This window comes from Hominisplanchenecus faecis (assembly GCF_020687205.1).
Taxonomy (GTDB): domain Bacteria; phylum Bacillota; class Clostridia; order Lachnospirales; family Lachnospiraceae; genus Hominisplanchenecus; species Hominisplanchenecus faecis.
Genome location: NZ_JAJEQE010000009.1, coordinates 1 through 13,997 on the forward strand (window position 1 = coordinate 1; position 13,997 = coordinate 13,997).

16 protein-coding genes are annotated in these 13,997 nt (G+C 50.4%); 12 read left to right on the forward strand and 4 right to left on the reverse strand.

Going from position 1 to position 13,997, the window contains the following annotated elements:
• From LKD42_RS04250 to LKD42_RS04265, 4 genes are all read right to left on the reverse strand, one after another.
• The coding region (locus LKD42_RS04250) for an IS3 family transposase (protein WP_248834955.1) at positions 1-664 on the reverse strand (664 nt) is incomplete at its 3' end.
• Between the two features lie 33 nt (positions 665-697).
• Positions 698-892: a hypothetical protein gene (locus LKD42_RS04255; protein ID WP_243872018.1), complete on the reverse strand. Its 195-nt coding sequence runs from the start codon at positions 890-892 to the stop codon at positions 698-700.
• Entirely contained in the window at positions 889-1,173 is a 285-nt protein-coding gene (locus tag LKD42_RS04260; protein ID WP_248834908.1) for a transposase, read from the reverse strand. The genes LKD42_RS04255 and LKD42_RS04260 overlap by 4 nt, the downstream gene beginning before the upstream one ends.
• A 221-nt stretch (positions 1,174-1,394) precedes the next feature.
• Positions 1,395-2,324, reverse strand: coding sequence for a TatD family hydrolase (locus LKD42_RS04265; protein ID WP_248834909.1), 930 nt, complete (start codon positions 2,322-2,324; stop codon positions 1,395-1,397).
• A 442-nt stretch (positions 2,325-2,766) separates the two neighbouring features.
• Between LKD42_RS04265 and LKD42_RS04270 the strand changes: the two genes are divergently transcribed.
• From LKD42_RS04270 to LKD42_RS04325, 12 genes are all read left to right on the forward strand, one after another.
• A complete protein-coding gene (locus LKD42_RS04270; protein WP_114000934.1) occupies positions 2,767-2,964 on the forward strand; it encodes a helix-turn-helix domain-containing protein in 198 nt (65 codons plus the stop codon).
• Positions 2,965-3,036: 72 nt separating this feature from the next.
• Positions 3,037-3,558: a DUF5720 family protein gene (locus LKD42_RS15335; protein ID WP_248834910.1), complete on the forward strand. Its 522-nt coding sequence runs from the start codon at positions 3,037-3,039 to the stop codon at positions 3,556-3,558.
• A gap of 169 nt (positions 3,559-3,727) precedes the next feature.
• Positions 3,728-4,639, forward strand: coding sequence for a DUF6017 domain-containing protein (locus LKD42_RS04280; protein ID WP_248834911.1), 912 nt, complete (start codon positions 3,728-3,730; stop codon positions 4,637-4,639).
• On the forward strand, positions 4,640-5,131 hold the full coding sequence (locus LKD42_RS04285; RefSeq protein ID WP_248834912.1) for a PcfB family protein: 492 nt from the start codon (positions 4,640-4,642) through the stop codon (positions 5,129-5,131).
• The gene (locus LKD42_RS04290) at positions 5,128-6,885 is read left to right on the forward strand and encodes a VirD4-like conjugal transfer protein, CD1115 family (protein ID WP_248834913.1); all 1,758 of its coding nucleotides are present in this window, start codon (positions 5,128-5,130) and stop codon (positions 6,883-6,885) included. Before LKD42_RS04285 ends, LKD42_RS04290 begins: the two co-directional genes overlap by 4 nt.
• A gap of 36 nt (positions 6,886-6,921) precedes the next feature.
• Entirely contained in the window at positions 6,922-7,137 is a 216-nt protein-coding gene (locus LKD42_RS04295) for a Maff2 family mobile element protein (RefSeq protein WP_071143480.1), read from the forward strand.
• A gap of 20 nt (positions 7,138-7,157) precedes the next feature.
• The gene (locus LKD42_RS04300) at positions 7,158-8,027 is read left to right on the forward strand and encodes a VirB6/TrbL-like conjugal transfer protein, CD1112 family (RefSeq protein WP_248834914.1); all 870 of its coding nucleotides are present in this window, start codon (positions 7,158-7,160) and stop codon (positions 8,025-8,027) included.
• 14 nt (positions 8,028-8,041) lie between these two features.
• Positions 8,042-8,476 (forward strand): PrgI family protein, encoded by a 435-nt coding sequence (locus tag LKD42_RS04305; RefSeq protein WP_248834915.1) that lies wholly within the window; start codon positions 8,042-8,044, stop codon positions 8,474-8,476.
• Positions 8,394-10,823, forward strand: a complete 2,430-nt coding sequence (locus LKD42_RS04310) for a VirB4-like conjugal transfer ATPase, CD1110 family (RefSeq protein ID WP_349192365.1) — start codon at positions 8,394-8,396, stop codon at positions 10,821-10,823. The genes LKD42_RS04305 and LKD42_RS04310 overlap by 83 nt, the downstream gene beginning before the upstream one ends.
• On the forward strand, positions 10,816-10,989 hold the full coding sequence (locus LKD42_RS04315; RefSeq protein WP_217793041.1) for a hypothetical protein: 174 nt from the start codon (positions 10,816-10,818) through the stop codon (positions 10,987-10,989). Before LKD42_RS04310 ends, LKD42_RS04315 begins: the two co-directional genes overlap by 8 nt.
• Positions 10,982-12,004, forward strand: a complete 1,023-nt coding sequence (locus LKD42_RS04320; RefSeq protein ID WP_248834916.1) for a DNA cytosine methyltransferase — start codon at positions 10,982-10,984, stop codon at positions 12,002-12,004. Before LKD42_RS04315 ends, LKD42_RS04320 begins: the two co-directional genes overlap by 8 nt.
• Positions 12,001-13,980 carry a C40 family peptidase gene (locus LKD42_RS04325; RefSeq protein WP_248834917.1) on the forward strand — a complete coding sequence of 660 codons (1,980 nt, stop codon included), beginning with the start codon at positions 12,001-12,003 and terminating at the stop codon, positions 13,978-13,980. The genes LKD42_RS04320 and LKD42_RS04325 overlap by 4 nt, the downstream gene beginning before the upstream one ends.
• Positions 13,981-13,997 lie beyond the last annotated feature (17 nt).

The following is a 13,997-nucleotide window of genomic DNA, read 5'->3' on the forward strand; positions in this document are numbered from 1 at the left end:
CAGTGTGCGTTCTTTCATACACTCGTTCGAATTCGTTTGGCGACATATAGTTGCAATGGCTATGAATTCGTTTCGTATTGTAGAAAGCTTCCAGATATTCAAAAATCAACTGGTATGCCTGCTTATAGTCGCGAATTTTAAAGCGATTGAGCCATTCACGTTTGATAATAGAATGAAAGGATTCAATGCATGCATTATCCCACGGAAATGCTTTCTTCGAATAACTGCGCTGCATATTTTCGGTTGCTTTTTTATATTCCTTTGCAACATATTGGCTGCCACGATCCGAATGGATAATTAATGGTTGATCGATATTTCGGCGAGCTTTGGCTTTGTTTATAGTATCAATCACGCAAGATACTTCCAGTGTTTCTGAAAGCGTCCAGGCTATGATTTTTCTGGAAAATAAATCCATAACACTGGTCAGATAGACAAATCCATCTATTGTCCAGATGTAGGTAATATCCGAACACCAGACTGCATTCGGACGATCAGGATTAAATTGCTCATCAAGGATATTTTGTAATTCAGTGCTGAAATCGGAATCTTTTGTGGTGATCGTCCATGGTTTGCTCCACTGAGCACGGATTCCCATTTGGCACATATATGTACCAACGGTTCTTTCCGAAATGACTTCACCAGTTTTTCGAAGTTCTACAGTGATTTTCGGATCACCGTAGTTCTGCTTGGAATCATCCTAAATATCCTGTATTTTTGCTTTTACAGCTTTACGACGTTTTTCTGTATCAGAAGGTACGTGGTGGAGCCATGCAAGATATCCTGAGCGAGAGACACCTAAAAATTTCAACATTCCGGAAACGGAAACCCGGCGTCCAGCCTTTTTTGCAGCTTCCGTCTTCTCAGACACTTCAAGATAAATGGCTTCCGTCATTTTTCCAGAATGTTGATTGCTTTTTTTAACACATCAAGTGCATCTTGGGCATCACGTAATTCACGTCTGAGACGGGCAATTTCCTTCTGCTCATCAGATGCATAATTACCAGAACCACGAACAGGAATATCACCTGATTCCCGGAAGTCTTTCAGCCATTTTGTTAATGTGCTGTATCCGATGCCAAGATTTTCTGCACATCCACGTACTCCGAGATCTTTGTGATCCTGATAGTACTGGACTGCATCAAGTTTAAATTGTTTGTCATGTTGCTTTGCCATATGAGATCCTCCTTCAGCATGCCTCTATTGTATCATGCTTATGTGTATTTGGAATTTCTCATTTTGGCTTGTACTATTTATATTCTAGCACCAGTTTCACTTGTCTGTTGGTTCCACCTAAAGGTGTTCACAGCACTATTTCTAATATCGAAAGGGACAGCCGATATTAAAATACGTGGACTCCCGGTGGGAGGAATGATATATAATATTTGTTTACACATCTACTCTCTTATGCGAAATAACTTTTCTGAATTTTTAGTTGTTAATTCAATTATTCTTTCTTTTGTAGTTCCTCGAATAGACGCTACTTTCTCTGCAATATTCCATAAAGAAATTGATGTATTCGGCCCTATTCTCTCTGGTAGATTAATATACGGAGCGTCTGTCTCAAGAACAATGCTTTCTTCAGGCATGAAACGTACCGCTTTCCCTAATTCCTCTTCATAAAATATTTTGCCGCCAATTCCAAAATAGTTTACTCCCATATCGTAGTAACTCTTCGCTTTTGCAATATCACCGTCAAAGCAATGATAAACAGCACCAAATTCCAACGGATGTTTTTTGAGAATAGAAATAGCATCCTTGTCAGCATCTATATTACATCTATTATATTCAAATTCTTCTTTCGCTCCAGAGTGAATATGAAGTATTGCCGGAAGTTGATATTTATTTGCATAGTCAATAAAAATTTCAAAAAATTTTTTTTGTAACTTCTGATGTTCTAAACAAAAGCTTGAATAACTATAATCCAGGCCTGTTTCTCCAACCGCAATACACTTTGGACTACTAAGCAATTCCGCATACTCGTTCCACCGTTCTTCATTCCATTCATGGACTTCTTTTCTTAAATATTTAGGGTGAGAAGCATGTGCATAATAAATCCACTTATACTCTGGCTTATCAAATAACCTTTTCATTTCGAAATTCGTCCAATAATTAATTGCAGGTACGATACATTTTTTGATATTAGATTTATAAATCGCTTTTAACAATTCTTCTCTATTTATTTCATTAGGCATATTATCAAAACACTTATGGAAATAATGTGCGTGAGTGTCAAAGATATAGCAACTGTCATCTAATAAGCAACTATCACTCAAATTATTGTCTTTCATTATTTGATTACCTCTACATTTTATCTTTTCATCCAAATTACGACTGTTCTCTTTCAAACACGCTCTAACAAAAATCGGATTGCATTAGCTGGAAATTGATCATTTTGAATGGAATCTTGTGTCACGAACGTGATTTGAAAATAACAAAAGCGTTCGTTGTCAGCTAATCCAGCTAACATTTTCGAACGCTTTGAAGCCCGTCGCCAAGAGGATTTGAACCTCCGACCCCTCGCTTAGGAGTATGGCTTACCATGTGATACACGGTTCGGATGTAACTTCCAATATCATCCCTTACGCAGAATGACTTGTAGTAAACGAACTTTATGGTGCAAAACACCTATTCTGACGCAGTTTTATGTGTCCGTTGGGTGGTCCTATTAGCAAATTCTTAGCAAGAGGACACCCCGCCAAAGCCGATTGCTACTGCCATTCTTCACTCCCTTAGTCAAAATGACAAGGCAAATACATGGAGGTTACTATGGACAAGAAAGAGAAAAAGTCACTGCCGGAACCGCGCACATATACCGTGGAACAGATTGCAGCCATGCTTAACATTGGCCGCACAACCGCATATCAGCTCGTCAAGCAGGAGGAGTTCAGGATCGTCCGCATAGGCAATGCGATCCGCGTCTCCAAGAAATCTTTTGACGAGTGGCTGGAAAGTTTGGAATTGTGAATATCGCAAGAAACGCCGTAGGCTCAAAAGACCTATGGCGTTTTTTTATACCCATTTTGAAGGAGGCTGGCAATGAAACTGACAGAAGCAGAAATGAGGATGGTGTTTCAGATTGAAAGTACCAATCAGAACGCCGCCCTGAATGAGATTTATATGACATGGCACTATGCGCCGAACCCGGCAACGAAAGAAACGGCGGAAGGCCTTCTGGACAAGCTCCGCCCACTGTCGGATCAGGAGTGCATGGATTTGATCCGCAAGGTGCAGGCCGAATACCGTCTGCCGGAGAAAGCCCGCACCATCGGAGAAATGCTGGCAGAAGCCAGGCAGCGATCCGGGGCGCAGAAGTTATCTGGCCATGACATTATGGCTTTAGAGCGTTTCGACCCGGCGACCAGACACATGATTGTCTTTGATGTTCTTACCCATGACTCGCCTGTTGGCTGGAAGGGTGAGAAAATGCGCCTGTTCCTGACCGACACCGGATACAGCAAGGCTTTGGAAAATCAGGAAAAGGGACATATCAAAATCCGTAACCATGCGAAGGTGCTTTCCGGCGATCTCCACTATGACCATAAAGACCGTGAGAGGTAGCCGCCCCAAACTGTATCAAAATCAGCGGAAAATCTTCTGTTTCTTCCTCCGTGGCTTGCGTTCTGAACAGAGCGTGGATGTTTTCCCATGCGGGAGGCTATGGAGGCATACAGACGGGTAAACCGCTCAAAATCAACACTTTTTATTTTCACAGGAAGGAGGTGCGAAGATGGCTGTTTTTCGTATTGAAAAGACCCGTGATTATACGGTCATGTCGAACCATCACTTGAAAGATCGGACGCTGACCCTGAAATCCAAAGGGCTGCTGTCCATGATGCTGTCACTCCCTGACGAGTGGAATTACACCACCAGAGGTCTTGCGGCGATCTGCCGGGAAGGTGTGGACAGCATCGGCGCGGCATTGAAGGAGCTGGAAAACCACGGGTATATCCGGCGCACCCAGCTTCGGGATGAAAAAGGCAAGATCACGGATACCGAGTATGTCATTTACGAAATGCCTCAGTGCGAGCCGCCGTCAAGCCCAGGTACGCCTTTACCGGGTACGGCAAAGCCATATACGGAAAACCCGGATATGGGTATCCCGGATACGGCGGAACCGTGTACGGAAAACCCCGCACAATTAAATACTAATCAAACAAAGACTGATTTATCAAGTACGGAGATATCAAATCCTATCCCATCAAATCCTATCCCATCAAATCCCCCTACCCCCGCAGGGGCACGGATGGGAATGGATCGGATGGGAGCCAGAGAATGTTATCGTGAAGTGATTTTGGACAACATCGAGTACAGCTATCTGGTGCAGGACAGCCATATCGACCGTGAGCAGCTTGACGAAATCGTTGACCTGATCGTGGATACCGTGTGTTCTGCCCGCAAAGTCATCCGCATTGCCGGAGACGATTATCCGGCGGAGGTGGTAAAGTCCCGGTTTATGAAGCTGGACAGTTCCCATGTGCAGTATGTCATGGACTGCATGAAGGACAACACCACCTATGTCCGCAATATCAAGAAATACCTTCTGGCGGCACTGTATAACGCTCCGACCACCATCAACAGCTATTATTCTTCCCTGGTGCAGCACGATATGTACGGGGACGGGCAAAGGGGGCGAGGCTAAATGCAGGAGGAAGTAACGCGGGGCGCCGTGACGCTCATTGTTGACGGAGCCAAGCTAAGTGAGCAGGTCTTTGAAAAGGCCGTCAAAAAGTTCCTGGAGGAAATCCGGAAAAGCCAGAAGCCCAAAATCTACCGTGGCAGGCAGAGCCTTAAACAGCTTGCCAGCCAGAACGCCGGTCTTGCCAATATCGAGATCAGCGACAAGAATATCAAGGCTTTCTCCCGTGTGGCGAAGAAATACCATGTGGATTTTGCCTTGAAGAAAGACACCACCGCAGAGCAGCCCCGTTACCTGGTCTTTTTCAAAAGCCGGGATGCGGATGCCATCACAGCGGCGTTTCAGGAGTTTGCCAGCCGGAAAATGAGCCGTGAGGAAAAGCCCTCCCTCCGAGAGCGGCTGACCCAGGCGAAGGAACAGGCGGCAGAGAAAACGGAACACCGCACCATTGACCGGGAGAAAGTAAAGGTCAAAGATCGGAGCGTGCAGAGATGAATATGAAAAAACTGTTTTTGCTGAACCTTCCGTATCTTCTGTTCGTGTATCCCTTCGATAAGCTGGCACAGGCTTTCCGGCTTGCGCCCGGTGCTGACCTCTCTGGCAAGCTGCTTTCCATCGGGGACGGCTTCACGGCAGCGCTTTCCTCCCCGTGGCTCAGTTTCCAGCCAACGGACCTTCTGATCGGCATAGCCGGTGCGGTGGTCCTTCGCATGGCGGTCTACCTGAAAGGCAAGAACGCTAAGAAGTACCGTCACGGGATCGAGTATGGTTCTGCCCGTTGGGGCACGGCGACGGATATTGCTCCCTACATGGACAAGGACTTTTTCCAAAACATCCCCATGACGCAGACGGAGCGGATCACAATGGCGAGCCGTCCAAAGCAGCCGAAGTATGCCAGAAATAAAAACATTCTGGTGATCGGCGGTTCCGGCAGCGGCAAGACGCGGTTCTTCTGTAAGCCGTCGCTGCTGCAAGCTCATTCGTCCTATGTCTGCACTGATCCGAAAGGAACCTTGCTGCCGGAGATCGGCACTTTCCTGGAACGGAAGAAATACCGTATCAAGTGCCTCAACCTGATAAACTTCCGAAAATCCATGAAATACAACCCTCTTGCCTACATTCGATCAGAGAAAGATATCTTAAAGCTGGTGAATGCCCTGATTATGAACACGAAGGGCGAAGGCGAAAAATCTTCGGAAGATTTTTGGGTCAAAGCGGAACGACTCTATTATTCCGCACTGATCGGCTACATCTGGTACGAGGCCACAGAGGAAGAAAAGAACTTCATCACACTTCTGGACCTTATCAATGCCAGTGAAGCCAGAGAAGATGACGAGACTTATCAAAGCCCGGTGGACCTGCTCTTTTCTCAACTGGAGGAACGGGAGCCGGACCACTTCGCCGTCAAGCAGTACCGCAAATTCAAGATGGCGGCGGGCAAGACACTCAAAAGTATATTGATTTCCTGTGGTGCCCGGCTTGCTCCCTTCGATATCAAGGAGCTGCGGGACCTGATGGAATATGACGAACTGGAACTGGATACCCTGGGCGACCAAAAGACGGCATTGTTTGTGATCCTGTCGGATACGGACAGTACTTTCAATTTCGTGGCCGCCCTCATGTATAGTCAGCTTTTCAATCTGCTCTGCGACAAGGCGGATGACTTCTACGGCGGGCGGCTGCCCGTCCATGTGCGGCTCATTCTCGACGAGTTTGCCAACATCGGCCAGATACCGAACTTTGATAAGCTGATCGCCACCATCCGAAGCCGTGAAATATCGGCTTCTATTATTTTGCAGTCGCAGAGTCAGTTAAAGACCATCTACAAGGATGCGGCAGATACCATCGTTGGCAACTGTGACAGCACCTTGTTTTTGGGAGGCAAAGAGAAATCCACGCTCAAGGAAATTTCGGAGCTGCTGGGGAAAGAGACCATTGATCTCTATAACCAGTCCGAAAACCGGGGCAGTCAGGTTTCCCATGGCCTCAGTTATCAGAAATTAGGAAAGGAGTTGATGACCCAGGACGAATTGGCAGTGATGGACGGCGGCAAGTGTATCTTCATGCTGCGGGGCGTGCGCCCGTTCCTTTCGGACAAGTACGATCTCACCCAGCACCCGAATTACAGATACACGGCCGACGCCGACCCTAAAAATGTCTTTGACATGGAACGGTACATGAAGAAGCAGCGTGCCGTGGTAAAGCCCACGGATACCTTCGATGTGTACGAGATTGACGCAACTACTTAAACCCAAATCAAAAACATTTTTTAGGAGGATTATTTTATGGCATTTTTCAACAGTGCAGTTGGTGTTTTGCAGACCCTCGTAGTGGCCCTGGGCGCAGGTCTTGGTATCTGGGGCGTTATCAACCTTCTGGAAGGTTACGGTCAGGACAACCCTGCTTCCAAAAGCCAGGGTATGAAACAGTTGATGGCTGGCGGCGGTGTCGCCCTCATCGGCATCACTCTTGTACCTCTGCTCTCCGGCCTGTTCGGTTGATCGTCCGGCGGTGATCGCTTATGAGCGGCATACTCGACAAACTCGATGAATGGCTCCGAGGGCTGCTCATCGAGGGAATCACGGGAAACCTGTCGGGCATGTTCGATACGGTCAATACCAAAGTAGGCGAGATCGCCGGTGAAGTGGGACAGACGCCGCTGGCATGGAACAGCGGCGTCTTTTCTATGATCCGAAACCTCTCTGAAACGGTGATCGTTCCAATCGCCGGGGTTATCCTGACATTCGTAATGTGTTATGAGCTGATCCAGCTTGTGACAGAGAAAAACAATCTGCACGATGTAGACACCTGGATGTTCTTCAAGTGGATTTTCAAGACCTTCTGTGCCGTTCTCATTGTGACGAACACATGGAATATTGTCATGGGTATCTTTGATGTGGGACAAAGCGTTGTGAACAGCAGTGCAGGCGTCATCATCGGGAATACCTCCATTGATATCAGCAGCGTTATCACGGATATGGAGGCGCAGCTTGAAGCCCTGGGCACGGGAGAATTGTTCGGGCTGTGGTTCCAGTCCCTTTTCGTGGGGCTTACCATGAACGCCCTTTCCATCTGTATCATGCTTGTCATCTACGGCCGCATGATCGAGGTGTATTTGACAACTTCCGTTGGACCAATTCCGCTTGCCACTATGACAAACCGGGATTGGAGCCATACAGGACAGAACTACTTGAAATCCCTGTTTGCATTGGCGTTCCAGGCATTTCTAATCATGGTGTGCGTGGGAATCTACTCTGTTTTGGTACAGAGTATCGCCACGGACGGAAATATCTCAGGCGCGATATGGGCCTGCATGGGCTACACGGTCCTGCTGTGCTTCGCCCTGTTCAAGACCGGCAGCCTCTCTAAGAGCCTGTTCGGAGCGCATTAAGGAGGCTTGATAAATTGGCGTATGTAACCATTCCAAAGGATTTGACGAAAGTAAAATCCAAAGTGTTGTTTGGACTTACCAAACGGCAGCTTATCTGTTTCGGAGCGGCGGCACTCATTGGAGTACCGCTTTTCTTTTTGCTCAGACGCACGGCCAGCAACAGCGCCGCCGCGTTCTACATGATTATCGTCATGCTCCCGTTCTTTCTACTCGCCATGTATGAGCGGCACGGCCAACCCCTGGAAATGGTGGCCGGACAGGTCATCCGCTGTATGTTCCTGCGGACGAAAGAGCGGCCTTACCAGACAAACAATTTCTACGCAGCCTTGGAGCGGCAGGCCCAGGCGGAAAAGGAGGTGAAAGCCATTGTTCAGAAAGCGAAAGCAAGAGCCGCAGGCACGGCAGGCGGCAAAACCCGCGGTAAAGCTGACCGCCGCGGAAAAGCGTGAGATCAGGCGTATCCTGGAGACTGCCAGAGGCGACGGCAAGGTACATTCCGCACAGGATACCTTACCGTTCCGCCAGATGTACCCGGACGGCCTGTGCAAGCTGGACGATCACACCTGGTCGAAGTGTATCGAGTTCGAAGATGTGAATTATCAGCTTGCAAAGCCTGACGACCAGACGGCGATCTTTGAAGCCCTCTGCGATATGTATAACGCCCATGACGCTTCTATCGGGATGCAGCTCTCTCTTGTGAGCCGCCGCATGAACCGGGAGGATTTTGTGAAGCGTATCGAGATCGCGGCGCAGGGAGATCACTTCGACCATATCCGTGAGCTTTACACGCAAATGCTCCGCAAGCAGCTTGAACGTGGCAACAACGGTCTTATCAAAACGAAGTATCTGACCCTCACCATCGAGGCACGGGACAGCAAAACCGCACGGGCACGGTTTTCCCGGATCGTCATGGACGCCCTCAACCATTTCAAGGTCATGGGTGCTTTGGCAAAAGAGCTTGGCGGCAAGGAGTGGCTGGAAATGCTCCACGGCATCCTGCACCCGGACGGGGAACGGTTTGCCTTTGAATGGAGCTGGCTTGCCCCTTCCGGCCTGTCGGTCCAGGATTTTATCGCACCATCTTCCTTCCGCTTCGGTGAAGCACGGAAGTTCACGATGGCGGATAAATTCTGTGCCGTGTCCTTTCTGCAGATCAGCGCACCGGAAATGGATGACCGTATGCTCACCGAACTGCTGGATACGGACAGCGGGCTGCTTGTCAGCCTCCATATCCGCAGCATGGATCAGAACGAGGCAATCAAAACGGTCAAGCGGAAGATCACCGACATTGACAGTATGAAGATCGACGCACAGAAAAAGGCGGTGCGGGAAGGTTTCGATATGGATATCATCCCCACCGACCTTGCCACCTACGCAGGCGAGGCAAAGAACATCCTCCGTGACCTGCAAAGCAGAAATGAGCGAATGTTCCTGATGACCTTCCTGGTGGTAAATTTTGCGGACAGTAAGCAAAAGCTGGAGAATGACCTTCTCCGTGCGGCAAGCGTGGCACAGAAATATAACTGCTCCCTGGTGCGGCTGGACTTTCAGCAGGAGGACGGCTTCGTGTCGGCTCTGCCCCTGGGTGTCAACCGCATTAAGATACAGCGTGGGCTTACCACTTCGGCGGTGGCGGTGTTCGTTCCCTTTACCACACAGGAGATTTTCCACGGCGGCGAGGCTCTCTACTACGGGCTCAATGCCACTTCCGGCAACATGATCCTTGCTGACCGCAAAAAGCTGAAAACACCCAACGGCATGATCTTGGGCACACCCGGCAGCGGCAAGAGCTTTTCCGCAAAGCGTTCCATCGTTGGGGTATTCCTGAACACAAAGGACGATATCCTGATCTGCGACCCGGAGGCGGAATATTTTCCGCTGGTGAACCATCTGGAAGGACAGGTCATCAAAATCTCACCTACCAGCACGCAGTATGTGAACCCTATGGATATCAACCTCAATTACAGCGAGGACGATAATCCGCTGGTGCTGAAATCCGACTTTATCCTGTCGTTCTGTGAACTGGCGGCAGGCGGACGGAACGGTCTGGAGCCGGTGGAAAAGACGGTCATTGACCGTGCCGTGCGGATCGTGTACCGCCCCTATATCGCAGACCCCCGCCCGGAGAATATGCCGCTGCTGGAAGATTTGTATGACGAGATCAAGCGGCAGCCGGAGCCGGAGGCGCAGCGGATCGCGGCGGCACTGGAACTGTATGTGCATGGCAGCCTGAATGTTTTTAACCACCGCACCAATGTGGATATCAACAACCGCATTGTCTGCTTCGATATCAAGGAGCTGGGAAAGCAGCTCAAAAGCCTGGGTATGCTGGTGATCCAGGATCAGGTGTGGAACCGTGTTTCCCAAAACCGGGATCAGGGTAAATCCACCTGGTACTTCGTGGACGAGTTCCACCTTCTGCTGTGCGGCGAGGTCGGTGCCTGGAGCGTGGAGATTTGGAAACGCTTTCGCAAATGGGGCGGTATCCCCACAGGAATCACGCAGAACATTAAGGACCTGCTTTCCTCCCCGGAGATCGAGAATATCTTTGAAAACAGCGATTTTGTGTACCTTCTGAACCAGGCCAGCGGAGACAGGAAAATCCTCTGCGAGCGCCTGAATATCTCCAACCAGCAGGCGGCGCATATCAGCAACGCAGGCCCCGGCGAGGGGCTGATCTTCTTCGGCAATGTGATTCTGCCTTTTGTGGATGACTTCCCGAAGGACAATGAACTTTACAGCATTATGACGACAAAACTTGGTGAAACCGGGAAAGGAGAAAACGAACATGAATGATCCCCATTATTTGCATGCGGAAGAAAAACAGGAAGGTGAAACTTTCTTTGATGTGATGAACCGTCTGATTGCCAGAAGCAAGGCGGTCACGGCGGATATGGAGGCGGTCCTTGCGGAGCTGGAAAGTGAGATCGAACCGTTCCGTGCGCCGAAGGACCATGAATAAACTGACCCATGTGAGCCTGTTTTCCGGCATTGGCGGTCTGGACCTGGCGGCGGAGGCTGCCGGGTTTGAAACCGTCTGCCAGTGTGAGTGGGCGGATTTTCCGCACTCCGTCCTCTCCGCACGATGGCCGGATGTTCCCAGGTTCCGGGATATTACTACTTTTACGAAGGAGGCGTTTTTTGAAAAAACAGGACTTGAAACAGTTACCGTTATCTCAGGCGGCTTTCCCTGTCAGCCCTTCTCCACCGCCGGAAAACGGAAGGGCTTTGCGGATGAACGCTACCTGTGGCCGGAAATGTGCCGCGTTATTACCGAGCTGCGGCCCCGTTGGGTGCTTGGGGAAAATGTTGCTGGCTTCATCAATATGGGGCTCGACAAAACGATCTTTGACCTGGCAAAAGCGGGATACGCTGTTCTCCCATTCGTATTTCCGGCTTGCGGCGTCGGCGCATGGCATGAGCGCCAGCGAACTTTTATCGTCGCGGCTGATGTTTCCCACACCCCTTGCCTCCGACAACAACACCGCCAGGGACGCGGCAAGCCTGGATGTGTTCCTGTCGGACAATGGGATATTCCGCAAGAGGAACCGAAACGGGGCAATCTGGAGCCTCAGCCTGTCGGCGGCGGTATTCTATCTGACCCCGGTGGCATCGGACGGTTTTCGCTCGACCTTGAAGCCGTCGGCCTTCGATCCGGCGAAGAAGGACGGGAACTTGTCGGCGCAGATCATCTCTCAGGAACAGCCGGTGTCCGAAACGGCAGCACTGAACCCGGATTGGGTGGAATGGCTCATGGGCTTCCCGAAAGGATGGACGGACGTATCCTCTGGGCCGTCGAGCCCGAAGGAATCCCCCGCATGACCGAGCGCATGGATGACAGGGCGCTGCGGCTGAAAACTTTGGGAAATGCGGTTTGCCCGCCCCAGGCCTATCCTATTTTCCGCTATATCGCCATGATTGAAAATGGCACCTGCGGCGACTTTTGTCCCTATGGAAAAGAAGGTGACTGCCTATGAGGGAACTGAAAGCAACCGATAAAATCACACAGAAAATGACCCGTGACGGTGCGGTATCGGAAAATCTTGCCACGGGCGAGGTGGAACATATCAGCAACCGGGAGCCGGAAACGGAACTGTCCGCTTCTTCGGAAGAATCCGCTGGCGCTGCGGCTGACCTCGCCCTGCGTGCGGCGGAACACCATGAGAAGAAAAGCGCACGAAAGGCGGAAAAGGCTGACACCCAGGCGGTGCGGGATGGTTCTGCCGCAAGGCAGCGCCCGTCCTCCCGCCTGAAATTCACCGAGGAAGAACGTGCCGATCCCATACTTGGAAAGTACATCGACCGTTCCGAACGTGCGGCGGACAAATTGGATGCGGCAAAAGCAGCCATCCCCACAAAGAAAGTCCTTCGCACCGAGCGTATTTTTGACGAGACAGCCGGAAAAGGCAAGACGCAGCTTCACTTTGAAGAAGTGGAGAAACGCCCCAACGGACGCCTGCGGCACAATCCACTTTCCCGACCGGTCCATGAGATCGCCCACGCAGCCCATGCGAAGGTGCATGAGGTGGAACAGGAAAATGTGGGTGTTGAGGCTGGACACAAGGGCGAGGTGCTGACGGAACGCGGGCTTGCCTACGGAAAAGGCAAAGTCCGTGCCGCCGTCCACCATCACCGCACAAAGCCCTGGCGTGACGCGGCGAAGGCAGAACAGGCTTCTTTTAAGGCAAACGCCGACTACCTTTACCAAAAGGCACTGCATGATGATCCTGCATTGGCAGCTTCTAACCCGGTATCTCGTTTTCTGCAGAAACAGCGGATCAAGCGGAACTATGCAAAGGAACTGCGGCAGGCGGAGAAAACCGCAAAGAACACCGCAGCTACGGCGAAAAGTGCGGCGCAGAAAGCAAAGGACGCCTTCAAGGAAACATTCCTCTACATCAAACACCATAGCCGGGCGGTTCTGCTGGTGATCGGCATTGGCGCCTGTGTTGCCCTGCTGTTTGGCGGGATATCTTCCTGTTCCATGATGGCGGGCTCCGGCGTGGGCGGTGTATTTACTTCTTCTTATCTCTCCGAGGATGCGGATATGCTGGCTGCGGAGGCGGCCTATTGCGAATTGGAGCAGGAACTTCAATATGAGCTGAGCCACTATGAGGCTTTGCACCCCGGATATGACGAATACCGTTTTGACCTGGACGAGATCGAGCATGACCCTTATGTGCTGATCTCCATTCTCACGGCGTTCCATGAAGGGGTGTTCACCATCGACGAGGTTCAGGAGGAACTGCAAATGCTCTTTGAAAAGCAGTACATCCTGACGCAGACCGTGGAGGTGGAGGTGCGCTATCGGACGGAGACACGGACAGACAGCAAGGGAAATGACTATGACGTGGAAGTACCGTACAACTACTATATCTGCAAGGTGAAGCTGGAAAACTTCGATCTTTCCCATGTGCCGGTCTACATCATGGACGAGGAAATGCTTTCCCTGTATGCGGTCTATATGGCAACGCTGGGAAACCGGGAAGATTTGTTCCCCGGCTCCGGCTATGTAGACAAGTACACCAAACCGCCCACCACCTATGATATCCCGCCTTCCGCACTGGAAGATGAAACCTTTGCGACGCTCATTACCGAGGCGGAGAAGTACATCGGCTATCCCTATGTCTGGGGCGGCAGCAATCCGAACACTTCTTTTGATTGCTCCGGCTTCGTATCCTGGGCGCTGACGCAAAGCGGCGTCTGCAATACGGGCAGGCTGGGAGCCCAGGGGCTCTACAATATTTCCACCCCGGTATCCTCTGCCAACGCAAGACCCGGCGACTTGATCTTTTTCGTCGGCACTTACGATACGCCGGGCGTTTCCCATGTGGGTATCTATGTGGGCGGTGGAAAAATGCTGCATTGCGGCGACCCCATCCAGTATGCAGATATCAACACAAGCTACTGGCAATCCCACTTTTACGCTTTCGGGCGACCGCCCTACAACTAAAAAACGATATGGAGGTA

What these genes read in the sequence shown, in the direction of transcription:
- LKD42_RS04255 (WP_243872018.1), bottom strand. Translation starts at nt 892, where the DNA reads ATGACGGAAGCCATTTATCTTGAAGTGTCTGAGAAGACGGAAGCTGCA.
- LKD42_RS04260 (WP_248834908.1), bottom strand. Translation starts at nt 1,173, where the DNA reads ATGGCAAAGCAACATGACAAACAATTTAAACTTGATGCAGTCCAGTAC.
- LKD42_RS04270 (WP_114000934.1), top strand. Translation starts at nt 2,767, where the DNA reads ATGGACAAGAAAGAGAAAAAGTCACTGCCGGAACCGCGCACATATACC.
- LKD42_RS15335 (WP_248834910.1), top strand. Translation starts at nt 3,037, where the DNA reads ATGAAACTGACAGAAGCAGAAATGAGGATGGTGTTTCAGATTGAAAGT.
- LKD42_RS04280 (WP_248834911.1), top strand. Translation starts at nt 3,728, where the DNA reads ATGGCTGTTTTTCGTATTGAAAAGACCCGTGATTATACGGTCATGTCG.
- LKD42_RS04285 (WP_248834912.1), top strand. Translation starts at nt 4,640, where the DNA reads ATGCAGGAGGAAGTAACGCGGGGCGCCGTGACGCTCATTGTTGACGGA.
- LKD42_RS04290 (WP_248834913.1), top strand. Translation starts at nt 5,128, where the DNA reads ATGAATATGAAAAAACTGTTTTTGCTGAACCTTCCGTATCTTCTGTTC.
- LKD42_RS04295 (WP_071143480.1), top strand. Translation starts at nt 6,922, where the DNA reads ATGGCATTTTTCAACAGTGCAGTTGGTGTTTTGCAGACCCTCGTAGTG.
- LKD42_RS04300 (WP_248834914.1), top strand. Translation starts at nt 7,158, where the DNA reads ATGAGCGGCATACTCGACAAACTCGATGAATGGCTCCGAGGGCTGCTC.
- LKD42_RS04315 (WP_217793041.1), top strand. Translation starts at nt 10,816, where the DNA reads ATGAATGATCCCCATTATTTGCATGCGGAAGAAAAACAGGAAGGTGAA.
- LKD42_RS04320 (WP_248834916.1), top strand. Translation starts at nt 10,982, where the DNA reads ATGAATAAACTGACCCATGTGAGCCTGTTTTCCGGCATTGGCGGTCTG.
- LKD42_RS04325 (WP_248834917.1), top strand. Translation starts at nt 12,001, where the DNA reads ATGAGGGAACTGAAAGCAACCGATAAAATCACACAGAAAATGACCCGT.